This is a genomic window from Salibacterium lacus (assembly GCF_042684865.1).
GTDB classification, from domain to species: domain Bacteria; phylum Bacillota; class Bacilli; order Bacillales; family Marinococcaceae; genus Salibacterium; species Salibacterium lacus.
Genome location: NZ_JBHUML010000005.1, coordinates 286,507 through 311,467 on the forward strand (window position 1 = coordinate 286,507; position 24,961 = coordinate 311,467).

The window sequence follows — 24,961 nt, forward strand, 5'->3', positions numbered from 1 at the left end:
AAGAAAAGACCGAGCAGACGTTATATGGAAAACGGAGGGAGAACCATGGAGTATACAACTGAAGGAACCCATGATATCGCCGATTTGTGGGGATGTTCCTTTTCCATTCTAAATGATGAAAAGCGATTGACCGCCTACATAAAAGAAGCCGCGGCAAAGGCCGGCGCCACGGTGCTTTCCGTCCAGTCCCACCGCTTTGACCCGCAGGGGGTGACGGTGCTTGCGATGCTGTCGGAATCCCATATGAGCATTCACACGTATCCGGAAAAAGGATTTTGCGGCATCGACTGCTATACGTGCGGCGCATCGATTGACTCCGGAGAGGCTGTTGCCCATCTAAAAGCCTGCCTCGCTCCTTCGGGCATGCAGCGCCGCCTCCTGAAACGCGGCGGCGGAGACATTATTGAATCCGAAGGGGTGTCCTGATGCACATCCTGAAACAGATTTATGAAAAAGTAATTCACATCGGCAACTGGTCGCTGTTTTTGTTCACCCTGCTTTTCATCGCAGTGTCCGTTCTCGGCATTCTCGCGATTGAGCCGGAAACATTTACCGTGATGAGTGCCCTCTGGTGGGTGATGACGACCTCAACGACCGTCGGATACGGCGACATTTCTCCGGTTACAGCAGGCGGCCAGTGGTTTACGATGCTCTTTGTCTTTCCGCTTGGAATCGGAGTCATCGGTGTTGTCATTTCCAAAATACTCGATTCTGCGCTGCACTATAAACAGGCGAAGGAGGAAGGCAGATTGACGTTTAAAGACTCGAATCACGCAGTCTTCATCGGCTGGGCCGACGGGAAAACAGCCAGCGCCGTCGATGAAATGCTTACCAATGAAAAGAAACAGGTCGTTCTCATCGACCGGAATCTGGAAAAGTCCCCGTACCAGCATGAACGGTTTCATTTTATCCGCGGCAGCGCCACCGACGAAACCACCCTGGAAAAAGCGAATATCCTGCAGGCACGAACCGTAGGCATTTTCGCCCCGCAGGATATTGATGACCTCGACCTGGCAGATGGAAGAACGTATCTGATCGCCTCCACAATCGAAGCCTACGGCGAAAAGCACGGGACGTCCATTTATACCATTGCCGAACTGCTGTCGGACAAGCATGAAGCACTGTTCACCCGCGCCGGTGTGAACGAATGCATTCCGTCCTATCAGTCCGTGTCCAATCTCATTGCCAAATCAATGGAATACCACGGATCCAGCACGTTCTTCATGCAGCTCTTAAGCAAACAGTACGGCGACGACCTGCATCTGATTCAGCCGAAGAGCAGCTGGACGACCTACCGCGACGCGCGCGACGCGCTGGAACAGCAGGGAGCCATCCTGATTGCCAACGACACCTCCTTCATCACCGAAGGCTGGGACGACGCGATACCCACCGGCACACAGCTCGCCGTCATCTGCAGCCAGGACACGTATCAGAAAATAAACAGCGTATCCTTCCAGTGAAAGCGCCGCCCCCCCCTATAGAATGAAAACCGCGTCCCATTATCCGGGCGCGGTTTTTTTTTGAAGAAACGGCTGCGCCTTTATCGATCGATTCCTGGAGTTTCTGCATCGATTCTCTCGTTTCTCGATCGATTCCAGCGCTATTGTTGAATTTCTCGATTGCTTCTCCGGGTTTCTTGATCGATTCTCCGAATTTCTCGATTAATTCTGCCCAATACTCAGTAGTATCTTCATGCTTCTTTCCACCAAAAACATCTAAAACAATAAATTTTTATTGCAAATCAATAAATTATGTATTATTATACCAGTATCAACACAGAAGTGAGGTGCTTTGGATGGGTCGGGGAACGACACTCTTTTTAAGGATAGCTGTTTTTCTTATCGGGATGACGGTCCTTGTTTTGTGTATATTCTGGCTGCCATGGATGGCAGATACAACGGCAGAAGGGTTTCCAGCGTTTGCTTACCTGAAATATCCCGTCTTAATCGGGGTATATACCACAGTAATTCCCTTTTATTTTGCTTTATATCAGGCTTTAAAGCTTCTAAACTACGTCGGCCGCAGCCAGGCTTTCTCGGAGTTGTCTGTAGAGGCTTTGAAATGGATAAAATATTGTGCAGTTACCATCAGTCTGCTGTACGCCGCCGGCAGCATCTACCTTTTTTCACAAAACGCTCTGCATCCGGGAATAGCACTGATCGGCTTTGCTGTTATTTTCACTTCTATTGTCATTGCGGTGTTCACGGCGGTTCTTCAAAAATTATTAAAAAGTGCGTTGGATATCAAATGGGAGAATGATTTAACAGTCTGAGGTGAGAGCATGGCGGTGATCGTCCATATTGATGTAATGCTGGCAAAACGAAAAATGAGTGTGACCGAACTATCCGAAAACGTCGGCATCACGATGGCGAACCTCTCCATTTTGAAAAATGGAAAAGCAAAAGCGATACGACTATCCACGCTGGATGCCATTTGTAAGGCTTTGGACTGCCAGCCCGGGGATATTCTTGAATATCAGGAGGACTATGACACGGATGAATAAGCTGTACGGGGAAAGGATGTGTGGGAAGCGTATGAAAAGATTGCTGATTTTATCCACTTTCACTCTGTTTGCTGTCGTTTTGACGGCCTGTCATGATAAGCCCGCAGGACCGAAGGAAAATACGATGATGCTGAGTTTCAAAAATAATGCTGATTTTGCGTTTCACTCCATAGGAATCAGTACCAGGAATATCTCAGGTGGAATACTAAACGCCGATGGTTCCCCTGTCGAAAAAGGGCAAATACTGCGGAAAGAATATATAGATCAGACAGATATTGACCTGGAGGGGGAAGCAGCATTCAATATTGCATTAATAGATAAAGAAAAAAACCGTATTCCATTGAAAACCAAGATTCTGAAATTGGAGGAGAACAAAGAATACTTCTTTGAAATTACCGGGAGCTCTGAGAGCGATGCAGCTTTGAAAAGAATAGACAAGGCTGGTGGATAATAATCATTCCACTCTTCTATCACCCAATTCAAGTATAACTCTCCATGGACACTACCCGATGTACTTAAGCAATTAGTGTCCCTTCCCTGCCCGTCCGTGGACACTACGAGGTCTGCTGCCGGCGATAGTGTCCCCCGGCAAAAATGCGTGGACACTAAATCCGCCCGCCGGCAGTTTAGTGTCCATGCACCCCGGACCAGCCGATGAACAAAAATTAAAAAGCATGGAGATCAGTAGTATCTCCATGCATCGTTGTACAACTCTGTCAAAATGGGGTGATTGATGGAGTTTTCCTGGTAGGTGAAGCCTTCGATATCTGCGTTTTCATCCTTGGCGAACTGAAAAAGTCCGGGGAGCATTCCCTCCTGCAGGTACTTAGTGTGCGCTGCTTCGGGTATGGAAACGTCGGCGGGATCAAACGGCTGCTTGGCGGCCATGGTGAATCCCCAGTTGCCAAATGACGGCACATTGATGTGCAGGTTGTCGACGAAAAAACCGGCGCCTTCGATTGTATCGGAAATAGTCCAGTATGCTTTTCTCGAGAAAACAGGACTGGTCGACTGCACGACGACCACGCCCTGCGGAGCCAGCCGTTCATACATCAACCCGTACATTTCCCTCGTGTAGAGCTTGTTCAGCTCCAGCGTGTTCGGGTCCGGCAGGTCGGATAAAATATAATCGTACGTCGTGTCGTCTTCTTTTAAGTAGTTGAACGCATCCCCGTGCACAATCGAGACACGTTCATCCTCAAGGGAGTGTTCATTAATATCGGTCAAATGGGGATTCGTACGGGCGAGCTCCGTCACTTTCGGATCCAGATCAACAAGCGTGATGGATTCCACCGTATCATAGGTCAAAAGCTCCCGCACCGCCAGACCGTCGCCTCCCCCGAGAACGAGCACGTTCTTTCCTCCATTTTTCTCCTGTTTCTGCTGAAGAAGCCCCATCCCCGGGTGGACAAGCGTTTCGTGGTACCGGTATTCATCGGATTCGGCAAACTGCAGATTGCCGTTCAGGTACAGACGGAAATCGCCGGGCGCCTGCGTGCCGATGATTCTCTGATAGCGCGTCTCTTCATTGATGACGACCGGGCTTTGGTACAAGTGCTGCTCGAGAACCTGCGCGTAACTGTTGCCGAAGATAAAGCCGAACCCAAGCAGCACGAGCAGCACGGCGCCGATGATCTGGGCCCGTTTCGGCTTATGAATCTCATGCTTAAACGCAAAAGTGAGCCAGAACGCCACCGCCACGTTAATAATCCCGACAAAAAACGCCGTCTGGATAAAACCGAGCCACGGGCTTAATAGAAGCGCGAACCCAAGCGTTCCGATCAGCGAACCCGCGTAGTCGCTGAACAACGTGAGGGCGGCGCTTTTTTTCAGTTCATCGCCGCGTTTCTCCGCCTCCCGCATTAAAATCGGGAGTTCCATCCCCGTCAGACAGCCGATTAAAAAGATGAACAGGCAGAAAAACACCGATGCTGTATCGCTTCCGACCGTGGAAAACATCATGTAGATGAACAGGGTGGAAGACGCGCCGATGGGGCCGATGATGTACTCAATCCCGATAATGCGGTTCACAAGGTGCCGGTGCAGATACCCGGACAGCATCGATCCGACCCCCATCCCGGACAGGCTCCCTCCGACCGCGATGGCGTAGGAAAGGACCGAACTTCCCATTAAATAGGAACCGGCCGCGCCGAGCATCATCTGATAGATAATGCCGCATATTGATACGACAAAGGATGAAATATACAAAAGATTGGTTGGTTTTTTCCACTGCTGCAACAAGGTATATTCCCTCTTTCAAAAGAAAAAGGACGCTTCGAGCGCCCCTTTAGATAATCGCAATTGCTACGGCATGGGCGATCACGACGGAAATCGCAAGCGACATGATCCCTACCGCTTTGTTGTCTTTTGCCAGCTCATCATCCACTTTAAAGGACGGTGTCAAAAATTCGAACAGGAAATATCCGACAATCAAAAAGACAAACCCGATGACACCCCAGGCGAGCGCTTCCCCGAGGTTGTACGCATTTTCTGCGGATATTTTCATAATGTAGCCGAGAGCGTAAAGTTTACCCGCCAGCGAAAGCGCCACCGACACGTTCCCGGCCTTGATTTCTTCTCTGTCCTTAAACTTCGTCACCTTTTCGAAAATAAAGGCTGCAATAAAAATGACGGCCATGACAATGACAAACCATAGTATCGATTCCCAAAATATTGACATATCCACGTGTATTCCTCCTTATCGTATGTAATTATTACTTTCCAAAGCCGAATCCGCCGCCGCGGGTTCCTGTGGAATTGACAGATCCTGAACGGTTGGACCCACGCGTGGACGGGTCGCGGTGATAGTTTCCATTCGTGCCGACATATCCTTCATACTGCTTATCGCGGGTCCGGACCCCCATGTTGTACAGATTCGACATGATGCTGAACATGGCATACGTTTCCAGCATGGACGGGCTGTAGTTGTTTTCTACAAATTCCTGTTCCGACACTTCCACGAGCGAATCGCCGGGCTGTTCTGAATCCTGCATGACCTGGATGGTACGGTCGTCATAGACGAGAAACATCCGTTCTTCATCTTCTGCTGATACCTCTTCCGGGCTGCTGTCTTCCCGGATGGTCGCTGCCGCTTGAGGAACGGTCGTATCCGGTGCCTTGTAGACGTGGGATTCATTTCCCGCCTCGTCTTCCATGACATTTTCCAGTTCGTAATGCTGAGACACGACTCCTCCCCCGGATAAGCAGCCCGTGAGCAAAAACACCAGAGCAATCATAATGATGAATACTTTTTTGTGCAACACCTTACCTCCTTTCCTCCACCGGTTGACATCAATCATACACCACTGTACGGCTGCGGCACAGTGTTCGTTTCATTTCCATTTTTAATCAGGTGAACGTCTTTCATTTTACGAGAGTCTTATCAAATTGAAAAGGCGAACGCGGTTTTTTTCACAAATAGGAATTTGTTTTAAAAAATGCACGTCTCCAGTATAATAGAAATAGAAGTGAAAGATGTCTTGAACTTTAAGTTATCAGGAGGGTTCCTATGAGTATTTTTAAACGGCTGAAAGATGTCACCCTATCGAACATGAACGCCATGCTGGACAAGGCGGAAGATCCGGAAAAGCTTCTCGATCAATATTTACTTGACATGGAAAAAGATATGAAAGAAGCTGAAACCAACGTAGCCCAGCAGATCAGCATCGAAAAGAAATTCAAGAAACAGCTCGATGATGCGGTTGAAATGCGGGACAAACGGCAGGAACAGGCGGAAAAAGCCCTCGAAAAAGAAGATGAAGATCTGGCCCGGCGTGCGCTTGAGGACAAGAACAAGCACCAGGAAAAAGTCGATGAACTCACCCCTACCCACGAAAACGCCAAGCAGTCCAGCCAGCAGCTCCGCGATCAGCTGCAGGACATGAAAGATGAATATGAAAAGATGAAAGCGAAGAAAGAAACGCTGAAAGCGCGGGCAAGCTCCGCCAAAGCACAGCAGAAAATCAACGAATCCATGTCCAGCTTCGGTTCGGAGAATGCCTCCGCCGGCTTCGACCGGATGTCGGAAAAAGTGGATGAACTCGAGGCCCACGCCGAAACAAGCAAAGAAATGCGCGATTCCGGCAATTCCCTCGACGATGAACTCGACGAACTCGACAAAGACGACGTCGATGACGAGCTCGCCGCAATGAAAGCAAAAATGAAAGAAAAGAATAACGGGTAAAGAAAAGGAGGCGGCCGATCCGGACCGCCTCCTTTATCTATGTAGAAGGACCCCGTCCGTGCAGGCCCACCGTCCTCGCCGATATATGGGACTGAACCGCCGATATGTCCGAACGCAGCAATCCCCGCTCCACTCTCACCGCAGATTGTCTGCATTGGGAGCCCGGTGGCGGTTCTTGCGCACTTCCTCAAACACATCCGGCGCCCCGCCGCTCTCGCGCGGCATCGTAATGCTTCCTGCCATCATTTCCTTGAACTGCCCCACTGTCAGCGGCTTGGCGTCTTCCACCAGCTCATACCCGAGCTGGCCGTTCGGTTCAAGCGTCGCTGTCTTGACGTCGGCAATGCTCGATATTCCCTGTTGGCGCAGCCGCATCTCGAGCGTATCCACCGTGAAGCGCATCTTCCGCAGCGTCTCATACTGGGGCACTCCTTCTTCAATCACCACTTTTGCCTTCCCGGTCACAAATCGTTCCACCCCGTTAAACTTCATCTGCAGGTACTCAATAAGCACAAGCATCAGCACAAACATAAGCGTGGCCACTACCGTATTCCATATGCTGTCTTCAATAATCGGCTGGATAATGATCGACCCGATGGAAATCATCACGACGGTCTGCGCAAGCGACATCTGCGAAATCGACTTGCGCCCGGCAATCCGCAGTATAAGAATTCCGGCCGCCACAAGCAGCACCGATTCCCAGATTACATCAACATTCATAACTCCGTATCCTTTCTGAATTTTTACTTAGTATGAGAAAGAATACCCGGGGTTATGCGGCCCCTGGTTCCATCAGCGCAGGAAAAGAGCATAAACGGCGTAAAGCACAAATAGCACGACAATCAGTACAAGGAACCCTTTCCATCCGAGCCCGCGCAGGAGATCAGACGCACCGCCGACCTGGGAACGGTGGTATCCGTCTCTTGCATTTCCCACCGCATGATGACGCCGCTCCTGCTCCTTCATTTTTTCCTGTTTTCGATCCGGACGCTTTTCCTCTGCCATCGATCGTCCCTCCTTTTTCTTCCTCCCATTCTACCGCAACACCCAAGCACCATCCAACACCGGCCTGGAAAATAATGATGGGATGTTTTCTTACAAATATGTAGATGGCGCGCATATTATATGCGACACTACACTTAATCACATATTAGGAGGGAACAACGTGAACAGATACAGAAATCCCGGCATGCTGGCGATGATGAAACTGACGTATGTTGTACTCTTCCGGTAAACGGCGCGGTAACAAAGAAAGAACCAATTTTACAATGATACCCGGACGCTTTCTGCACAGAAATCGTCCGGGCTTTTTTGTGCTGCGGACGCCCGTGCGGAAAAATACTCTGCTGCGGCCTTTGGCATGTAAATGTGTCTATTTGGCATGTAAATCACCAGATCCGGCATGTAACGGACCTTATTCGGCAGGTACCATGCGGCTTGGACTGTATTTCCTGTTCGTTGGCATGTAAATCAGAGAATTCCGCATGTAAACAGACACATTCCGCTTGTAAGTCCCTGCCTGACCCTCGTTCTCGCACCAGGCAGAACGTGCACCGTAACACATAGCCAACCCCCGCAGCACACCGTTTTCCTTTTCTGTTGGAAGATAAGGACTTTTCACACATATCGGATGACCCCCAAATTCAAAGCAAAAGGGAGGAAAAAAGAGATAAAGCGCTTTTTCACGCGCTTTCATAGGAAATGTTGTCGTTTTCATGGGATTTTCACGACGTTGTCTGTTTGCATGGCTGGGAGTATGATGCAGATAGAACTTAAGCGATAGGGGGAACGCAAGATGAAGCGCGTATTTAAAAGTGTCCTCAATTCCATTTATGAATCTCAGGAACGTAAAGCAAAAAAAATGCTCGAAAACCGTACGTTCATCGACTAATGCAATGGACCCGGTGACAGGGTAAGATATAAATACTCGTAAAAACGTCCGGAAGCACCGCGCTTCCGGACGTTTTTTTTACCCTTTAATACCGGTGAAACTGACCCCTTTGACAATTTGTTTCTCAAAAATGAGAAACGCGATTATAACCGGCAGCGAGGCAATCGCATTCACCGTCATTGGCAGCATATAAGTCGTGGAATACGTAGAGTTAAAGGACGGAATACCGATTGGAAGCGTATACAATTCTTCGGATACAATCGCCAGAAACGGCCACAGAAAGTTGTTCCACGAACCGATAAACGTGAAGATCGCGATAGCGGCCATGGCCGGTTTGGCAAGCGGAAGTACAATATTCCAGTACAGGCGCCAGTGCGAGCAGCCGTCGATTTTCGCGCTTTCCATCAGCTCATCCGGGACCCCGTCAAAGAAACTCTTAAGAATAATCACCCCGATCGGGGACGCGGTCATCGGCAGGATAAGGGCCGTATAGGAATCAAGCAGGTTCATGCTTTTTACGATTTCAAACAGAGGAATAATCGTCGCTTCCCCCGGTACCATCATCCCGGCGAGAAAGAACAGAAAAATGGCCCGCCGGTAGCGGAACTTAATTTTGGAAATCGCAAATGCTGCAAGCGACGTCACAATTAAAGTAATGACCGTCGTCGCAAACCCGACAAAGGCGCTGTTGAACAACCAGAGCAGCACATCACTTTCTCCCACCACTGCAGCGTAGTTGGACAACGTATACGGCGGTGTAAACCAGTTAAGCGGAGCGGTGATCGACATGTCTTCGGGCTTCACCGAGACAAACAGCATCCAGATAATTGGAAAAAGGAAAACGCCTGCCAGAATCACCCCGATGAGAATCTTGATGCGCAGGTAAGGATCACGATTCCGCTGCAGCAGCGTGTTTTTCGTTTGACTCATTTTGATGTACCTCCCTTTTAGATCATACGGCCCTGTCCGCCGCTGCGGATCTGGATAACCGAAAAGATAAGCAGAATAAAGAACAGCACGTAAGACATAGCCGCCGCGTACCCAAGATCATATTGTTCAAAGCCCATCTCGTAAATATACTGAATCAGCGGACGCGTCGAGGTCCCCGGACCCCCGTCGGTGATCAGTAGAATTTGGGCGAACACTTTGAATGAAGCGAGCACCTGTAATAGAAAAATAACCCGGGAAATCGGAATGAGCTGCGGCAGGGTCACATCTTTAAACATCTGCCAGCGCGTGGCCCCGTCAATTTCGGCTGCTTCATAGTACGAATCCGGGATATCCTGAAGCGAAGTCAAAAACAAAATGAAGTTGAAACCGACTGTCCACCATAAGGTGACCCCGACAATGCTTACCCAGGCGAGCACCGGGTTGGCCAGCCAGTACACCTGCCCTTCAAATCCAACGGAATTCAACAGATTATTCACGATGCCGCTGTACGGCTGAAGCATAAAAATCGCAATATAGGAAATAACCGAAACCGACAGGATACTCGGAATAAAGTAGGACCCTCTTAAAAACGTCCGCATTTTCGGACCGACATTAATATTGGCAAGCAGTGCCAGCACCAGCGCAAGCAGAATCATGCCCGGCGTGGACAGAATCACAAACAGTGTCGTATTCCAAAGCGACTGCCAGAAGTCCGGGTCCGTAAACAGCGCCGTGTACTGCGAAAACCCGGCAAACTCCCCCTGCTCAATCAGCGACCAGTTAAAAAAGCTCATCTGCAGCCCTTTGAATATCGGAAAAATCGTAAACACTACATAAATGAGAAAAAAGGGAAGTAAAAACATGCCGGCGATCATGTCATTTCGCAAAGCCTGATTTTTCATTCGTCTGCCCCTCCTGTTCTATATTTATTTCACCAGTTCGTCGAGTTCCTGCTCCAGGTTTTCAATGCCTTCCTGCGGTGTCACCCGGCCGGCCCAGATCTCATCAAGGTTTCTCATCATAACGTCGGTGGACATGTTCGAGTAAATCGTTCCCGATGGCTGCTCCACGTCTTCTACCACGCCGGCATAATCCGGACGGTACGGCATCTCATTAAATTCTTCGGAAGCTGCTACTTCATCGTTGGCCGGAATATGTCCTGCCTGCGCCCACTGTGCCTGATTGTCGTGAAGATAGCTCATGAAAGCTGCCGCGCCGGCCGTTTTTTCATCGGTGGTGCTTTCTTGTTCCGGAATGAAAAGTGTATGGGAATCGCCGTACGTTGCCGGTTCCTCAAACAGTGTTGGAATCGGCTGCGCGATAAATTCAAACGACTCATCCGTTTCCCACACTCCAGTCCCCCATACTCCTGTTATAAGACTCAATGCACGGTCGGTCTGAAACTGCTCGTAAGGATCGGAAATATTCGGAGGAATGAATCCCTCTTTTCCAAACATACTTTTCAGGTATTCTGCTGCTTCTACCGCCGTTTTGTTATCCATCGTAACGTCCGGCTCCTGAAGGTCATCGGAGTAGATGTCACTTCCGCCCATCTGATGATAGAACGCCCACCACAAGGTGAAAGCATCATAACCGACCGTCGGCACCGCTAGTGGTATTGTATCCGGAAGCGCCTCTTCGGCCCGCTGGTAAAAATCAATGAATCCTTCCGGCGTCTCTTCCATATCCACTTCTCCAGATTCTGTTAACAGTCCCGCCTCTTCGAGAAGGGTTTTATTGAAAAACATCACAGTCGGGTGAGTATCGATAGGAAACGAATGAATCTTGTTGTCTTCCATCTTCAGCGTTTGGAGAATGTTTTCGTTCACTTCCGTCAAATCAAGATCTGCATTTTCCGCCGGTTCATCAATCGGCTTTGTCAATCCAAGGTTGTAAAATTCCGGGATGATCGATGCGTGAGCAACCGCCATATCAGGACCGCGGTTGGCAGCCACACTCGTCACCACTTTCGTATAATGATCAGCCGCTTCCGACGGTGCCGGCATGACCACTTCATACTCCTCCTGGCTCTCGTTAAAACCGTCTATTAAAGACTGCATATACGCCTGATCTCCTCCACTGAACAAGGACCACATCTCCACCTCCACCGGACCAGTTTCCGCGCTGGAACCCGCGTCCTGAGACTGACATCCGGCGGCCATGAGCAGCAGTACCATTCCTGCATAAACGGGTTTTTTCATGTTTCCTCCTCCTTCCCTTAATTAAAGCGCTTTCAAAAATTCTTGTTCGTACATATGGATAAAAAAATAAGAAGCACTACTTACTTATACGTATAAGTTACAATAATTATAAGCGTGGGAGGAAGAAAAGGCAACAGTATTTTTACAATTTTGGAAATATAAAAGAAAAATCCCCTGCCTATGTGGCAGAGGATGACAGTAACCTATCAGGAGATATCAAGGACAACAACAGACATGGGTGGAAGCCGGAGCTCCGCGGCCCCGCCGTCTGCCTTGTAATCCTGGAATGCTTCCGGTTGAACGCGTTCCGGATCTTCAAACGTGTTATGGTCATGTTTATGTTCCGCGGTCAGGATAGTACCGTTCCATGTCACTTCATCCGGCAACCCCCGCATATCAAGCGTCACGTCCGCATCTTCTTCCATATCAAGATTACAGAGACTGACATGCACCGTCCCATCATCCTGCTTTGAGGCCGACCCGTGAACCTGGGGGTACGCCCTGTTTTCTCCGCTCATGTCACTGTCCAAATGAAGCGGGAGCAGTGCCGCGTCCTGATGCACCTGGTACATATGAAACACGTGATACGTCGGCGTGAGAAACATTTTTTCCTCCTCGGTATGCACCATGGCCTGCAGCACATTCACCATCTGCGCGATATTAGCCATGTGGACGCGCCCGGCATGACGGTTAAAAATGTTCAGGGTAACCCCTGCCACCACCGCATCCCGGATCGTATTCTGTTGGTAAAGAAAACCGGGATTTGTCCCAGGCTCCACGTCAAACCACGTCCCCCACTCATCGACAATCAGGCCGACCTTTTCCTCCGGATCATAACTGTCCATGATCGCGCGGTGCCGCGAAATAAGCGTATCCATGTGAAGCGCACGCTCCATCGTGATGTCCCATTCTGCCTTGTCAAAATCAAGGGCCGACCCTTTTCCTTTCCAGAAATCACCCGGAATCGTGTAGTAATGAAGACTGAGTCCATCCATAAACGGCGCCGCTTCGCGCATGAGCACCTCCGTCCAGCGGTAATCGTCGACGTTCGCTCCGCCGGCGATTTTATACAACCGGTTGCCGTCGTATTCCCGTACGTACGTCTGATACTGCCGGTACAGATCCGCATAAAACTCCGGCCGCATGTGACCGCCGCAGCCCCAGCTCTCATTACCGACACCGAAATACGTCACATTCCACGGATCCCGGCGGCCGTTCTCACGACGCCGGTCCGCCATCGGAGACTCCCCGTCAAATGTCATGTACTCCACCCACTCCGACATTTCCTGTACGGAACCGCTTCCAACATTGCCGCAGATGTAAGGCTCTGTCCCAAGCATCTCACACAACATAAGAAATTCGTGGGTACCGAAGTGGTTATTTTCCACCACACCGCCCCAGTGCGTGTTCACCATCCGTTTCCGTTCTTCGCGCGGACCGATACCGTCCTTCCAGTGGTATTCATCGGCAAAGCATCCCCCCGGCCAGCGCAGTACCGGAATGTTGATATTTTGAAGCGCTTTCAAAACATCTGTGCGAATCCCGTTTGTGTTGGGAATCGATGAATCTTCCCCTACCCACAATCCTTCATAAATGCACCGCCCGAGATGTTCCGCAAAATGTCCGTAAATATGACGGCTGATCACCGCTTCCTGCTGATCGGTATTTACTGTTACGTTATGTTTCATATCTCCGCCTCCCTTGTTTTGAATCAGCTTATACGTACAAGTAGTGTAAAGTAATGGGAAAAATATGTCAACTTCTAAAAATGCTGGTGGTATTGTAGACACTTTTCCCCCGATCACCTCTTATGTTGTCTCCTATCCAAAAATACTGGACACTTCCGCGCTGTTTCACGCAAAAGTGTCCAGTATCCTCAAGTTATAGACAGTCCGCCCGGCATGCTGTCCACAACACCCGCCATTTTCTATTCCATTGCCGCCCGCACCTTTTACGTCTGCGTCGGTGCAGGAATAATACCGGAGACGAGCAGCGGATAGACTTCTTCAGTCCAAAGCGGGCGGCTGAAGTAGAAGCCCTGAATCTCATCGATTCCCAGCGACCGCAGCGCCCGGCATTCTTTGTCACATTCAACGCCTTCGGCCACTACGTTCATCCCAAGCGAGTGTCCAAGATACACTACCGTATCTGCAATCGGTTGATACCCGGCTTCTTCCGAGACACCCTGGACCAGCGAACGATCCAGCTTCAAGGTATCCACCGGGAACTTTTGCAGGTAAGACAGTGCCGAATACCCGGTGCCAAAGTCATCCAGCGCGATGCGGACCCCGTGTTCCTGCAGGCTTCCCAGGATATCCCGGGCGGTCGATTCATTTTCAATTAACATACTCTCCGTGATTTCGAGTTCGAGCCATCCCGGCAGCACATTGTATTCCTGAAAAATGGACAGAAAATGAGGAACAACGTTTGTCTGCAGCAGCTGATTCGCCGACAGATTGAGCGATACGGGAACAGGCTCCAGTCCTTTCTGCTGCCACAGCCGGATCTGACAGCTCACCGCACGCATAACCCAGTCGCCGATGTCGTTGATCCAGGTCGTTTTTTCGGCGAGCGGGAGAAACTCTCCAGGAGAAATGCTTCCGTATTCCGGATGATCCCAGCGGAGCAGGGCTTCCATACTATGGATCGTACCGTCGGCCGGATTCACTCTCGGCTGGTACACCATATAAAATTGATCTTTCTCGAGTGCCTCATCCAGGTCATTCTGCAGGGAAAACAGATGCTCTGTCTCCTCATCCGCTTCCGCGCTGTAAAGACGATATTCGTTCTTTTGCTCCCCTTTCACGCGGTACATGGCAAGATCGGCATGACGCGTCATCGTCACGGCATCACGGCCGGATTCCGGATACACCGAAGCTCCGATACTGCCGGTCACATTCAGCTCATAATCGTCCACGAGAAACGCCTCCTGAAACCCGGACAGAATAGCTTCAGCGAGAGTTCTCAGTTCCTCCACGTTCTGCATCTCCTCCAGAATCACCGCAAATTCATCTCCCCCGATTCTGGCGGTAAAACCGTGATCTCCCGCGATGCGGTCCAGCCGCTGCGCCACTTCCACAAGGAGCTTGTCTCCGACGAGGTGACCGAGGGTATCATTGATGTATTTGAAGCCGTCCAGATCAATGAGCATCATCCCGAACATTTCTTCTTGTGCTTTTGCCGTTTCTACTTTGGAATGGAGGGTTTCATCAAACAGACGGCGGTTGGCAAGCCCTGTTAAATGGTCGTAATACGCCATATGCCGGATGGTTTCTTCATTTTTCTTATTGTCGGTAATGTCATTACGAATGGCAAGATACTGATACGGTTTCCCGGTTTCATCCTTCACTGGAACAATCGTCGTCTCCACCCAGTAATACGACCCATCTTTCGCCTGATTACGGAATTCCCCCTGCCATACATTTCCGGAACCGATCGTACGCCACATCTCTTTGAAAAATTCCCGGTCATGCCCTCCCGAGTTCACAACGCGGTGGGTATTTCCGATTAATTCTTCCCTTGTGTATCCCGAAATCTCACAGAACTTGTCATTCACGTATGTAATGCGGCCCTGGCGGTCAGTGATCGCAACGATAGAGGATTGATCCAGCGCATACTTCATATCCGCCAAATCTTTCAGAGTATCCTGGAGCTTCGTTTCGATTTGCTGTTTCTCTGTCACATCCACCATAAATCCCATGATCTTTCTGCTGCTTCCATCTTCCACCAGCTGCGCGTACAACTCCATACTAATCGGCCCGCGGCTGCCGGTGCAGGCTTCGGTGTAGAAATGAATCCGGCGGTGCCGGCCTTCCATCAGCTTCTGAAACTCCTCTGCCTTCTCCTTCTCGACACTCTCCCGGATGACCGGCAGAAACGATGCGTGTTCCAGCGTAGACTGCTCCGCTCCAAGCATGGCTGCCACATCTTCGCTGCAGTACGTCATGTGTCCGTCTTCGATTATGTAGATACCCTGCCGGGAGGATCCGTTTCCCTTTGATTCCTGCATGATATCCTCTATCATTCGTGCCTCCTCCTTCCACAGCTCCATACTGGTTACCATTGTACTATGAATGAAGGGGCAAAAGACACATGTAAACCTGTAAAGAAATAAATGGGACGAAACTTTTAGGAAAGGTCTGATTTTTCCTTTCCCGTTTTCCGGACAAATATGAAAAAAGGTCCCCCTCTTCTGACATGCCGCTCCTTTTCTTATGCTGCAACATCCACCCAAAAATAAAAGCCCATCAACGAAGGTGCACCTCCCCTCATTGATGGGTCATTGGACTGTTCACAGCACCCCTATCCGTTCGAAACGGGCGTGCTTCGGACCTTTGTACCGGGCAGATACCGCAGTTTTTTAAAGGCCTTGTCGGCCAGCCACATGATGAGGTAACCCGCGCAGCTTGCCGCAAAAAAGGGAATAAAGCCGGGCGCGAACAGCATCAGCTCCTGCAGACCGTAGATCCCCACCCCCATCGCAAACACGTAGTGAGGATAAGACATGGCTATGAGCAGAGCCGTGCGTATATAATGCACCGGCTTCAACTCAAAATGAGCATACGTCGGAAAAATAAACAGGAGAATCATGGCGAAAAACACGCTTAACACAAGGAACACGTAACGCAGGATCATCATCCACCACTCCGGAGCCTGCACCAGTTGAAAATTCACATAAAGCAGCGTGCCAATCACAAAGAGGACCGCACCCAGGGCGTTGGATTTTAAGAACTCCGTTTTATACGTTTTCCAGAAAAACCGGAAGACCTCCACCTCCCTGTTTTTGTGAATCCACTGGCGTACGACCGAAAACATCGCCACCGTCGCCGGCATGAATCCAAACACCACAAGGCCCGCTAAAGTAAAAACCAGCCAAAGCACATTCACATAAGCCATTCTCGAGATAAGCAGGCTTATTTTGTAAAACCCTGCCATCAGCCCGTTGAATTCCATGTTCCTCCCCTTCCTTTCCCTATCCGGTGCGGTTGTTCCAGTGCCTGTTTCAATATATCAAGCGACTGCTCCTTTTGATCACTGTACACCGGGATCACCGCGATCAACGGTTTGTTTAACGATACATCCACGTGCTGAAGCAGGGGCGCATCTTCACGAATAACCGCGGCGTACAGCGTATCTTCCTCTTTCCGGAACGCTGACGCTCCCAGCGTGCCGCCATTTTCCTCTGACAGTTCCTGCAGGGGATGCAGACCTTCCGGTTCCAGCGCGGCTTTGAGCATCGGTTCCTCCACGATGAAAATGTCCCCCTTATGACCGGCCACTTCCACGATAAATTTTTCAACCAGGGACGGGTAGACATGCACAGTTGTGTTCTCCGGCACGGCTGCCTGTTCGGCGGAACTCCAGCCCTTTTTCACGTCATCGGCGTACACCTGAATATCCACCCCGCTGTCTCCCCGGCCGCAGCCGCCAAAAAGAAACAGGCATCCAAGCACCACAGCGCCAGCTGTTATTCGTTTTTTCATGTCGTTTCTTCCTGACCCGCGTAGTGAAACCAGTCAAAGTCGGCATGATTCGTGCTCTTTTCCCCGTTGCTTGATGTGAACATGCCGAGATACGCCCCGGTGAATCCGCCCGCTTCGTCTGTGCTCAAAATTCTGCCGTCCGCATCTTCTGCCACCGGTTCGAGCGCCTCTTCTTCCTTTCCGGCGAAAAAACTGTACGACTGCCCCCGGGCTGTCACCTGCAGAAACAGCCGTTCTCCCGTGTACGGCATACTTCCAAGAACGGTCTCTTCTCCGTCTTTTCGTTTTACGACCCGGACACCCGGCCCGTTTTGAAACTCCCCGTACTCCAGCCGGAACTGATAATTATGATTCTGCAGGAGCAAAAGACCCGCCGTTTCCCCGTGCTGTTTCGGCTGGAACTCCATCCCGGTTCGTGCTGTCATGTTTTGATGCTGCTGCCGGCGCCCGACAAAACTTGGGTTGGCCACCTCGGTCACCGCTTCTTCTTTCGTCTTCAGCCGCAGAAATCCAGGCCGCTCGTCAAGCGACCAAAACGTTTTATGCGGCGTCCGGATGACGTTCCAAATAAAATCCAGGCTCTCTGTATCAAAATCATCGAAAGACTGCTCTGTCTCGACCGGTGTATCCGGCAGATCAGGTCGTTTCATCTCCTGGTCAATCACGCCTCTGCCCGGGTGAACGAGCGGCCACCCATCCTCCCAGATGAACGGAACAAGAAACGTTTCCCGGCCGAGATTTCGGTATTCTCCGCCGTACGGCCGCGATGCAAGACAGACCATCCACCACTCCCCGTTCTGCGTCTCTACGATATCAGCGTGCCCGACGTTTGTGATTTGTGCCAGTCTGCCGAGATGTCGGTGCGTCAAAATAGGATTCCGCCTGCATCCCTCGTACGGGCCGGTGATGTCACGGCTTCGCGCCATCGTCACCGCGTGGGTGAAGCCGGTACCGCCTTCTGCGATCATCAGATAATACCAGCCGTGTTCGTAGTAAAGATGCGGGGCTTCCTGGGCATGGGCGGTTTTGAGCGCCCCTTCCCACAAGCTGTAAATCTCACCGGTCAGCTGCTTTGTCTTTAGATCCAGCTCCTGCATCCATATCTCATTGTGCTTAGGATACTCCGGGCCCCGCGGCGGCTTGCGGTTGCCCGTGTAATACACCCTTCCATCCGTATCAAAAAAAAGCGAAGGATCAATGCCCGGAGCGCCTTCCAGCCAGTTCGGATCCGACCAGGGGCCGGCGGGGTCTTCGGCGGTGACGTAGAAGTTCCGCCGTTCTCCTTCACGGCTGACAACAAACGTGGTAATCATATAGAATACTCCGTCATGATAGCGGATCGTGGGTGCGTAAATGCCGCGCGACGGCGGTGTGCCCTCAAGATCGAGCTGCGAAGGCCGGTCGAGCACGTGGCCGATCTGTTTCCAGTTCACCAGATCTTTGCTGTGAAAAATCGGAACCCCCGGAAAATACTCAAACGTCGAGGTGACCATATAATAATCTTCTCCCACGCGGCAAATCGATGGATCCGGATAAAACCCCTGCAAAATTGGATTTTTGAATGTGCTCATAAATTATTTTCCTCCTTTTTTTGAACATACTGCATAGTGCTTCTATCCTTTCACAGACCCGAGCAGGGCTCCTTTGGCAAAGTGCTTCTGCAGGAACGGGTAAACAAGAAGCACCGGTATCGTTGCGACGACGATGACGGCCATCTTCACGGATTGTTCCGGCGGCGGCACATCCATATAGGTGGATCCGTCATAGTTCATGCCGCTTGCAAGCACAACGATCTGACGCAGCAGCACCTGTACGGGCCATTTCGATGCATCCTCCAGATACAGAATCGCATGCATATACGTATTCCAGTACGTCACCGCATAAAACAGCGAAATCGTCGCAATGGCCGGCATCGAACAAGGAATCACGATGCGGAACAGAATCCCAAAATCATTACAGCCGTCCATTCTAGCCGATTCCTCCAGGCTCGCCGGCAGATTCTGAAAGAACGTTTTTAAAATAATCATGTTGAACGCATTGATCGATACCGGTATGACGAGCGCGAGCAGAGAGTTCAGCAGTCCTGTCTGCTGCACGACAAGAAACGTCGGGATCATACCGCCGTTGAACAGCAGCGTAAACACGATAAAAAACATGATCACCCGCCGGCCCGGCAGGTCTTTACGCGACATGCCGTACCCGGTAAGCACCGACAGCAGCATGCTCCACAGGGTCCCTCCCGCCGTCACGAAAATCGAAACGAGCAGCGCACGGAAAATCGTATCCGTCGAGAAAATATATTTGTAGGCATCGATACTCCATTCCGTTGGAAAAATCACAAATGCTTTTTCGGCAAGTTCTGCGCTTGTCGTAAACGACCCGGCGATCACATGCATCAAGGGCAGAATACAAAGCAAGGCGAAAAGAAGCAGCAGTGTCGTATTTACGACGGTAAACAAGCGCCCGCCGGCTGTTTTATCCTCTATCATTTTCATCCTCCTCCGGACACTCTAATAAACACCTTCTTCTCCTGCTTTCTTGGCGAGCCAGTTTGCGATCACAACCAGCAGCAGACCGACCAGTCCTTTAAAAAACCCGACGGCCGTGCTGTAGCTGAACTGCCCCTGCTTCAGACCCGCCGTATACACATACGTGTCAAAGATTTCGGCGACTTCTCTGTTTGAAGCATTCAGTAAGAGATAGACATGTTCAAAGCCAAGTTCCAGCACGTCCCCGATTTTCAGGATAAGCAGAATGACAATAACGCCCTTTATCGCCGGCAGCGTGATATGCCACATCTGCCGGAACCGGCCGGCGCCGTCGATTTTGGCCGCTTCATATAACTGCGCATCGACCGCCGCAATCGCCGCCAGGAAAATAATCGTGCCCCAGCCGGCTTCACGCCAGATCACCTGCAGAATATACATAGGCCGGAACCAGTCCGGGTTCAAAAGGAAATTGACTTCCTGAAAACCGGCCTGCTGCAGCAGGCCGTTCACCATCCCGCCATCCATCGTGAGAAGAACATAGCTGATCGACACGATAATGACCCACGACATGAAATGGGGAATGTAAATCAGTGTCTGCACCGACCGTTTCAACGGCATGCTCCGCACTTCATTGAGCATGAGCGAAAGAATGATAGGAACCGGAAAGAAGATGATCAACTGTAACCCGAACAGCACAAGCGTATTCTTAAATATCATCCAGAAATCAGGATCGGCAAACAATCGCTTGAAATGTTCCAGACCCACCCACTGGCTTCCCATAATTCCCTGATACGGTTTATAGTCTTGAAACGATATGATCAACCCGTACATCGGAATGTACTTGTATACGAAAAAATACAACAGACCCGGAAGAATCATCAGATAGATCAGTTTATTTTTTTTGATCCGTTTTTTGATCAGTTCCCATTTCTCGTTTTTGGAGAGAACCTTCCCCGCCTTCGTCTCTGTCTGACTCTGCATTCGTTTTTCTCACCCTTTCTGTATAGGAGGAGGGTCGGCCGTGTGCTGCCGCAGAAATATAACTTCTGCGGCAGCACACGGCCTTTTTTTCGGGCGTTGACACCTGTTTACTGCGATTCCTGATAGCCCTCTGTGTACTCCTTGATAATCTGGTCTCCTCCATTGTTTCTCCACGTCTGGACGGCCTGCTCGAAGCCTTCTTCATCCAGCTCACCCAGGATGAAGTTGTACGTTGCGTCGTTGATGCCCTGCTGCAGTCTTGTACCCTTCTGCAGGTCCGTCTCCGAATCCAGCGTCAGCGTAGGATCCTCGATGAGAAAATCTTCGTTATCTATATTTAGTTCTTCTGATTTTGCTTTTGGCGCGTACTCCGCTTTCAACTGATAGCTTCCATTCGTTGCAGGCTCCCCGATTTCCAGCGACTGGTACGGTTTCACTTCTCGGTCGAATTTCTGGCTGTCTTCGGTCATGACCGCTTTTCCATCTTCCACCGCATAGTGTTCACCTTTTATTCCCCAGGAAATAAGGTTGGCCGTTTCAGGGGCCATCAGTTTGTCAAAGAAACCTAGGATTTTACGGAGTTCCTGCTCTGTTTCCACGGCCGATTTCGGGAACAGCTGCAGGGAACCGAAGCCTGGAATGGACCATATACCGTATTCCCCGTCCGGACCCTTGACCCGGTTGTGCACATCATATTCCACGTCCGGGTTAATATTTTCTGCATCGTTGTAAAGAGTTCCAACGTCCCCCATCGAGCCTACATAAAGACCCGCGGTTCCGTTTTTGAACATATCCTGCTGGTCGGATTTACTCGTCACCGGGAAGTCCTGGTTAATGTAATCGTTTTCATGTAACTTCCTGAAAAATTTCATCGTATCCACGTATTCCGGGAACATGAACTCCGGCCGGATTTCCCCGTCCTGAACGCCCCAGTCATTCGGCGTGCCAAACCAGGAAGACACGGTTTTAAACGCACCGTACACAAGATCTTCGCGGTCGGTCAGGCCGATCGTGTCGTCCTGTCCGTCCTGATCCGGATCCTGCTCGGTGAAAGCTTTGGCGTATTCAAAGAATTCCTCCGTCGTTTCCGGAGGTCCGTCAAGGCCCAGCTGCTCCGCCCAGTCTTTTCTGTAAATCAGACCCTGACGCGACAAAGGACGCCCTTGATAAATCGCATACAACTTCCCATCCACACGGGAATTATCGAGCACATTGTCTTTCAGCTTACTCAGGTTTTCGTATTCATCAAGGTATGGTCCGATTTCCCAGAACTGGTCATCCCTGATCGCATCCTTGAATTGATTATAATGATTAAAATTGACATACACGACATCCGGCAGGGTTCCCGTGGAAAAAGCGGTATTGAGCCGGTCGTTATAGTTGTTATCAGGAACCCAGTTGATAGACAGGTCAACACCGGTCTGCTCCTCGACTTTTTCTTCAATTAAAGGTTCCGGCACTTCCGGTGTATGCAGGTTCGACATGATTTCAATCGTCCCGGACCCGCCGCCTCCTTCATTCCCTTCTTCATTTGAAGCGCTTTCATTATTGTTCGAACAAGCTGCCGATACCAACCCAATCAAGCAGAAAGCTACCGCGGTACGTTTCATTTTCAATTTTCATACCCCCATTTAAAAAATGAAATCTGCCAAAAGTCCAGGTTCTTCCATCCCCCTTTTTTGTCCCTCCTTCTTTTTTTCGTTCCCAAAAACAAACACTCCACTTCCAGCAACGTCGTATTGCTTGATACTATCCTACACCGGCACGGTTGTAAAAAACATAATCATTACATTACTGCCACCCCAAAACGGCCCGTGTACAGGCAGATGTGAAGCAATGATTACAGTAAATATAATTAAGTTATCTGAAAAAAAAGCCCGGGTTCCATAGAGAGAAACGCAGGCTTTAAAAAAGGAGAATCCCCAGGTGTTCAGGAGGCGTTTTTGTATTTACGCCGGTATTCTCCCGGCGTCATATTCTCCAGTTTTTTAAACGACCGGATGAAATTCTGGGAGTTTTTGTACTGTAGCTTCTCCGCCATTTCTTTAATTGTCATATCGGTATCCAGCAGCCATTTCTTCGCCATCGAAAAACGATACATCGTTAAATAATCACTGAACGTAAACGTCGTCTCCTGCTTAAAAATGCTGCTTAAATAGTTCGCATTGTAATGAAGCCGCGCCGCGCAGTCTTCGAGGCTGATATCCTTATCGTAATGTTTATGGATAAGATCAATCATCTTTTCGGATATATTTAAATACTGCGACCGGCTCCGCGCCTGGAAAACGTGTATGAGCGGCTCAATCATCCTGCTTTTGAACCACTCTTCCACTTCATCTCTCATCTGCAGCTTTAATACTTCTTCGTAAAAGGAAGCATTGAACATCTCAAGCTGCTCGAAGCTGATGCCGTTCTCCTGCTTCAGAATAAGCAGATTGTTCAACAGCCGCATCATCGATATCTGGTACTCCCGCGGTGACTGCGAGTTCTGGAAGGCCTTTTGAATCCATTTGTTCAGGAGCACCCCGGCTTTTTCGGATTCGGCCATCTTCACCGCATCGATCAATTCTTCCTCGGTCCGTTCCGGATAAGAAAAAATCACCGAATGCTTCCCTTTGTGGATACTGTTAAAATGAATAACGACCCCTTTGCCGAGCTTAATCCGGTGTTTCAGTGCTTCCATTCCTTCCAGGTATCCCCTTGACGCCCTTTTAATCTCATGAAAGGCGGAACTGATGCCGATACTGGTGGATATATGAAGGGTCTCTTTAATATTTTGCTGGATACGCTCTGTGATTTCGTACATACATGTTTTGGCCTGCTGAACCGGGTCTGTTCCGGATCCAACGAGGCTTACCAGGGTTTTATCGATCCATACCGACGACAGTTTGTTTGCTGCCGGAATCGATTCTTCGACGATGTTGGTTACGGCAAAGTGAAGCAGCTCTATGTCTTTCCAGTCATAGGAGGAATGATCCAGCGCATCAATCTGGAGCGTGAGAACATTCATATCCTCCCACGTCTCCACGCGCTCTTTTAGTTGAAAATAATCCAGTTTTTCTTTAATTTCTCCTGTCGTGTAACTGCCAAGGTATAGTTTGCTGATGAATAAATGTTGAATCTGCAGTGTATGGTCATGCAGTTCCTGCTTTAAATCAGAATGCGTGGAAAACATCTCGTGGAGCCGGTCTTCGATGTACTGCAGCTCATTTTTTGTGGACAACGATTTGTCGTCCGGCCAGGTTTCTTCGATATTTTTCACCAGTTTGTTGACCGGAAAGTATAACTTCCGGCTCACGATAAACACACCGGCCAGGCTCACGGTGATCAAGAGTATGATAATAATCAGGGTAAACCAGCCGATATTCTGCGATTCTTTTGTCATTTCTTCAATGGAATTAAAAGATAAATAAGTCCAGTGATTAAAATCCGATTTGTAATACGTCACGGTGCGGGGTGTTTCGTCTGTTACGATATCAAATTGTCCCTGCTTTCCCTGGATGGCGTCCGTTGATTCCACGTAACCGGTCTCGGTCAGTGTCCTGCCAATCATGGACGGATTGCTGTGCACGACAATAGTATGGTTTTCATCGGTGATCATGACTTCGTCCGAGAGATCATCCATGTTAATCATCTCAACCAGGCTGCACGTTGGAATCTTGGCAATCGCCATGCCGAATTTGTCCGTTCGTTTCGCCGGCAGCTTCTTGATGAGGCCGATGCTGTTTTGGCAGCCGCTGTAGCTCAGCTGCTCCTGAAAATCTTCTCCCTGCATCAGTACCCAGCTGGAATCAAATTCGAGGTTCCGGTAGGACAGATACTGCTCCTCATCCGGGTGTTCCCTTAAAGCCTCCACTCCTTCATTCTGCAGAATCCAGTCGTGTCTGAAATTAAGAACCACCACTTCTTCCACTTTCGTTTTGTAAGAATGGAGTTTGCGTATCGATTCGTTCAGATCCCTGTAAATCTCAAAATCCCGGCCCGACATACTGGACGTGACCGCCTCTTCCATCAGCGGATTGTTGGTGATGTGGTTCATGCTGTGGTCAACCGTCAGAAGCACCTGTTCCACATTGGAGTTAATCTGCCGGATCATCTGCTTTTTTTCATCGTTTACTTTCTCCTGTATCACCTCCGAAGAGTGACCGTAAGAAAAAAAACCGACCAACATAACCGGGACAATACTGAAAATACACCCAAACATGATTAATTTCGTTAACAGACTTTTTCTCATGTTTACCGCGGCTCCTCTGTATTCATGTCACTGCCCGTTTTTTAACCGGGGAGGTCCGGCGTGAAG

At 49.8% G+C, this 24,961-nt stretch carries 23 protein-coding genes; 6 read left to right on the forward strand and 17 right to left on the reverse strand.

The genetic code is table 11. The annotated features are described in order from the left end of the window. Positions 1 to 45 precede the first annotated feature (45 nt). The 5 genes from speD (at position 46) to ACFSUB_RS14610 (ending at position 2,954) form a co-directional block, all read left to right on the forward strand. A complete protein-coding gene (speD, locus tag ACFSUB_RS14590) occupies positions 46 to 426 on the forward strand; it encodes an adenosylmethionine decarboxylase (protein ID WP_380713993.1) in 381 nt (126 codons plus the stop codon). Further along, entirely contained in the window at positions 426 to 1,460 is a 1,035-nt protein-coding gene (locus ACFSUB_RS14595) for a potassium channel family protein (protein WP_380713994.1), read from the forward strand. Before speD ends, ACFSUB_RS14595 begins: the two co-directional genes overlap by 1 nt. A gap of 335 nt (positions 1,461 to 1,795) precedes the next feature. Then, positions 1,796 to 2,272, forward strand: coding sequence for a DUF2975 domain-containing protein (locus tag ACFSUB_RS14600; protein WP_380713995.1), 477 nt, complete (start codon positions 1,796 to 1,798; stop codon positions 2,270 to 2,272). A 9-nt stretch (positions 2,273 to 2,281) separates the two neighbouring features. Continuing rightward, entirely contained in the window at positions 2,282 to 2,503 is a 222-nt protein-coding gene (locus ACFSUB_RS14605) for a helix-turn-helix domain-containing protein (protein WP_380713996.1), read from the forward strand. Positions 2,504 to 2,627: 124 nt separating this feature from the next. Beyond that, a complete protein-coding gene (locus tag ACFSUB_RS14610) occupies positions 2,628 to 2,954 on the forward strand; it encodes a hypothetical protein (protein ID WP_380713997.1) in 327 nt (108 codons plus the stop codon). A 230-nt stretch (positions 2,955 to 3,184) separates the two neighbouring features. Here ACFSUB_RS14610 and ACFSUB_RS14615 read toward each other — a convergent pair whose 3' ends face one another. The 3 genes from ACFSUB_RS14615 to ACFSUB_RS14625 are packed head-to-tail and all read right to left on the reverse strand — an operon-like array spanning position 3,185 to position 5,763. Then, positions 3,185 to 4,744 carry a polyamine aminopropyltransferase gene (locus tag ACFSUB_RS14615; protein WP_380713998.1) on the reverse strand — a complete coding sequence of 520 codons (1,560 nt, stop codon included), beginning with the start codon at positions 4,742 to 4,744 and terminating at the stop codon, positions 3,185 to 3,187. A 46-nt stretch (positions 4,745 to 4,790) separates the two neighbouring features. Further along, the gene (locus ACFSUB_RS14620) at positions 4,791 to 5,183 is read right to left on the reverse strand and encodes a DUF350 domain-containing protein (protein WP_380714260.1); all 393 of its coding nucleotides are present in this window, start codon (positions 5,181 to 5,183) and stop codon (positions 4,791 to 4,793) included. Between the two features lie 34 nt (positions 5,184 to 5,217). Beyond that, complete coding sequence (locus tag ACFSUB_RS14625; protein ID WP_380713999.1) at positions 5,218 to 5,763, reverse strand: DUF4247 domain-containing protein; 546 nt, start codon at positions 5,761 to 5,763, stop codon at positions 5,218 to 5,220. Between the two features lie 248 nt (positions 5,764 to 6,011). On the opposite strand from ACFSUB_RS14625, the gene ACFSUB_RS14630 reads away from it, so the two are divergent. After that, positions 6,012 to 6,686, forward strand: a complete 675-nt coding sequence (locus tag ACFSUB_RS14630) for a PspA/IM30 family protein (protein WP_380714000.1) — start codon at positions 6,012 to 6,014, stop codon at positions 6,684 to 6,686. A gap of 135 nt (positions 6,687 to 6,821) precedes the next feature. On the opposite strand, the gene ACFSUB_RS14635 is transcribed toward ACFSUB_RS14630, so the two are convergent. The 14 genes from ACFSUB_RS14635 to ACFSUB_RS14700 form a co-directional block, all read right to left on the reverse strand. After that, on the reverse strand, positions 6,822 to 7,406 hold the full coding sequence (locus ACFSUB_RS14635; protein WP_380714001.1) for a DUF421 domain-containing protein: 585 nt from the start codon (positions 7,404 to 7,406) through the stop codon (positions 6,822 to 6,824). A gap of 72 nt (positions 7,407 to 7,478) precedes the next feature. After that, positions 7,479 to 7,691 carry a DUF6366 family protein gene (locus tag ACFSUB_RS14640; RefSeq protein ID WP_380714002.1) on the reverse strand — a complete coding sequence of 71 codons (213 nt, stop codon included), beginning with the start codon at positions 7,689 to 7,691 and terminating at the stop codon, positions 7,479 to 7,481. A gap of 964 nt (positions 7,692 to 8,655) precedes the next feature. Continuing rightward, the gene (locus ACFSUB_RS14645; protein ID WP_380714003.1) at positions 8,656 to 9,507 is read right to left on the reverse strand and encodes a carbohydrate ABC transporter permease; all 852 of its coding nucleotides are present in this window, start codon (positions 9,505 to 9,507) and stop codon (positions 8,656 to 8,658) included. Positions 9,508 to 9,524: 17 nt separating this feature from the next. Next, the gene (locus tag ACFSUB_RS14650; protein WP_380714004.1) at positions 9,525 to 10,409 is read right to left on the reverse strand and encodes a carbohydrate ABC transporter permease; all 885 of its coding nucleotides are present in this window, start codon (positions 10,407 to 10,409) and stop codon (positions 9,525 to 9,527) included. Positions 10,410 to 10,433: 24 nt separating this feature from the next. After that, entirely contained in the window at positions 10,434 to 11,708 is a 1,275-nt protein-coding gene (locus tag ACFSUB_RS14655) for an extracellular solute-binding protein (protein ID WP_380714005.1), read from the reverse strand. A gap of 206 nt (positions 11,709 to 11,914) precedes the next feature. After that, a complete protein-coding gene (locus tag ACFSUB_RS14660) occupies positions 11,915 to 13,396 on the reverse strand; it encodes an alpha-N-arabinofuranosidase (protein ID WP_380714006.1) in 1,482 nt (493 codons plus the stop codon). Between the two features lie 263 nt (positions 13,397 to 13,659). Next, positions 13,660 to 15,732 carry a putative bifunctional diguanylate cyclase/phosphodiesterase gene (locus ACFSUB_RS14665; RefSeq protein WP_380714007.1) on the reverse strand — a complete coding sequence of 691 codons (2,073 nt, stop codon included), beginning with the start codon at positions 15,730 to 15,732 and terminating at the stop codon, positions 13,660 to 13,662. 278 nt (positions 15,733 to 16,010) lie between these two features. Beyond that, positions 16,011 to 16,661, reverse strand: coding sequence for a YesL family protein (locus ACFSUB_RS14670; RefSeq protein WP_380714008.1), 651 nt, complete (start codon positions 16,659 to 16,661; stop codon positions 16,011 to 16,013). Then, the gene (locus ACFSUB_RS14675) at positions 16,643 to 17,191 is read right to left on the reverse strand and encodes a hypothetical protein (RefSeq protein WP_380714009.1); all 549 of its coding nucleotides are present in this window, start codon (positions 17,189 to 17,191) and stop codon (positions 16,643 to 16,645) included. Before ACFSUB_RS14675 ends, ACFSUB_RS14670 begins: the two co-directional genes overlap by 19 nt. Continuing rightward, positions 17,188 to 18,762: a glycoside hydrolase family 43 protein gene (locus tag ACFSUB_RS14680; protein ID WP_380714010.1), complete on the reverse strand. Its 1,575-nt coding sequence runs from the start codon at positions 18,760 to 18,762 to the stop codon at positions 17,188 to 17,190. Before ACFSUB_RS14680 ends, ACFSUB_RS14675 begins: the two co-directional genes overlap by 4 nt. Before the next feature lie 42 nt (positions 18,763 to 18,804). Further along, positions 18,805 to 19,680 carry a carbohydrate ABC transporter permease gene (locus tag ACFSUB_RS14685; protein WP_380714011.1) on the reverse strand — a complete coding sequence of 292 codons (876 nt, stop codon included), beginning with the start codon at positions 19,678 to 19,680 and terminating at the stop codon, positions 18,805 to 18,807. Positions 19,681 to 19,701: 21 nt separating this feature from the next. After that, entirely contained in the window at positions 19,702 to 20,661 is a 960-nt protein-coding gene (locus tag ACFSUB_RS14690; protein ID WP_380714012.1) for an ABC transporter permease, read from the reverse strand. A 107-nt stretch (positions 20,662 to 20,768) separates the two neighbouring features. After that, positions 20,769 to 22,271, reverse strand: coding sequence for an extracellular solute-binding protein (locus ACFSUB_RS14695; RefSeq protein WP_380714261.1), 1,503 nt, complete (start codon positions 22,269 to 22,271; stop codon positions 20,769 to 20,771). A 320-nt stretch (positions 22,272 to 22,591) separates the two neighbouring features. After that, positions 22,592 to 24,895, reverse strand: a complete 2,304-nt coding sequence (locus ACFSUB_RS14700) for an AraC family transcriptional regulator (protein ID WP_380714013.1) — start codon at positions 24,893 to 24,895, stop codon at positions 22,592 to 22,594. Between the last annotated feature and the right edge of the window lie 66 nt (positions 24,896 to 24,961).

Coding starts and splice junctions, on each gene's coding strand:
- ACFSUB_RS14645 (WP_380714003.1), bottom strand. CDS start 9,507: ATGAGTCAAACGAAAAACACGCTGCTGCAGCGGAATCGTGATCCTTAC.
- ACFSUB_RS14700 (WP_380714013.1), bottom strand. CDS start 24,895: ATGAGAAAAAGTCTGTTAACGAAATTAATCATGTTTGGGTGTATTTTC.
- ACFSUB_RS14595 (WP_380713994.1), top strand. CDS start 426: ATGCACATCCTGAAACAGATTTATGAAAAAGTAATTCACATCGGCAAC.
- ACFSUB_RS14665 (WP_380714007.1), bottom strand. CDS start 15,732: ATGATAGAGGATATCATGCAGGAATCAAAGGGAAACGGATCCTCCCGG.
- ACFSUB_RS14610 (WP_380713997.1), top strand. CDS start 2,628: ATGATGCTGAGTTTCAAAAATAATGCTGATTTTGCGTTTCACTCCATA.
- ACFSUB_RS14675 (WP_380714009.1), bottom strand. CDS start 17,191: ATGAAAAAACGAATAACAGCTGGCGCTGTGGTGCTTGGATGCCTGTTT.
- ACFSUB_RS14600 (WP_380713995.1), top strand. CDS start 1,796: ATGGGTCGGGGAACGACACTCTTTTTAAGGATAGCTGTTTTTCTTATC.
- ACFSUB_RS14655 (WP_380714005.1), bottom strand. CDS start 11,708: ATGAAAAAACCCGTTTATGCAGGAATGGTACTGCTGCTCATGGCCGCC.
- ACFSUB_RS14635 (WP_380714001.1), bottom strand. CDS start 7,406: ATGAATGTTGATGTAATCTGGGAATCGGTGCTGCTTGTGGCGGCCGGA.
- ACFSUB_RS14680 (WP_380714010.1), bottom strand. CDS start 18,762: ATGAGCACATTCAAAAATCCAATTTTGCAGGGGTTTTATCCGGATCCA.
- ACFSUB_RS14620 (WP_380714260.1), bottom strand. CDS start 5,183: ATGTCAATATTTTGGGAATCGATACTATGGTTTGTCATTGTCATGGCC.
- ACFSUB_RS14630 (WP_380714000.1), top strand. CDS start 6,012: ATGAGTATTTTTAAACGGCTGAAAGATGTCACCCTATCGAACATGAAC.
- ACFSUB_RS14605 (WP_380713996.1), top strand. CDS start 2,282: ATGGCGGTGATCGTCCATATTGATGTAATGCTGGCAAAACGAAAAATG.
- ACFSUB_RS14695 (WP_380714261.1), bottom strand. CDS start 22,271: ATGAAACGTACCGCGGTAGCTTTCTGCTTGATTGGGTTGGTATCGGCA.
- ACFSUB_RS14660 (WP_380714006.1), bottom strand. CDS start 13,396: ATGAAACATAACGTAACAGTAAATACCGATCAGCAGGAAGCGGTGATC.
- ACFSUB_RS14685 (WP_380714011.1), bottom strand. CDS start 19,680: ATGATAGAGGATAAAACAGCCGGCGGGCGCTTGTTTACCGTCGTAAAT.
- ACFSUB_RS14640 (WP_380714002.1), bottom strand. CDS start 7,691: ATGGCAGAGGAAAAGCGTCCGGATCGAAAACAGGAAAAAATGAAGGAG.
- ACFSUB_RS14690 (WP_380714012.1), bottom strand. CDS start 20,661: ATGCAGAGTCAGACAGAGACGAAGGCGGGGAAGGTTCTCTCCAAAAAC.
- speD (WP_380713993.1), top strand. CDS start 46: ATGGAGTATACAACTGAAGGAACCCATGATATCGCCGATTTGTGGGGA.
- ACFSUB_RS14650 (WP_380714004.1), bottom strand. CDS start 10,409: ATGAAAAATCAGGCTTTGCGAAATGACATGATCGCCGGCATGTTTTTA.
- ACFSUB_RS14670 (WP_380714008.1), bottom strand. CDS start 16,661: ATGGAATTCAACGGGCTGATGGCAGGGTTTTACAAAATAAGCCTGCTT.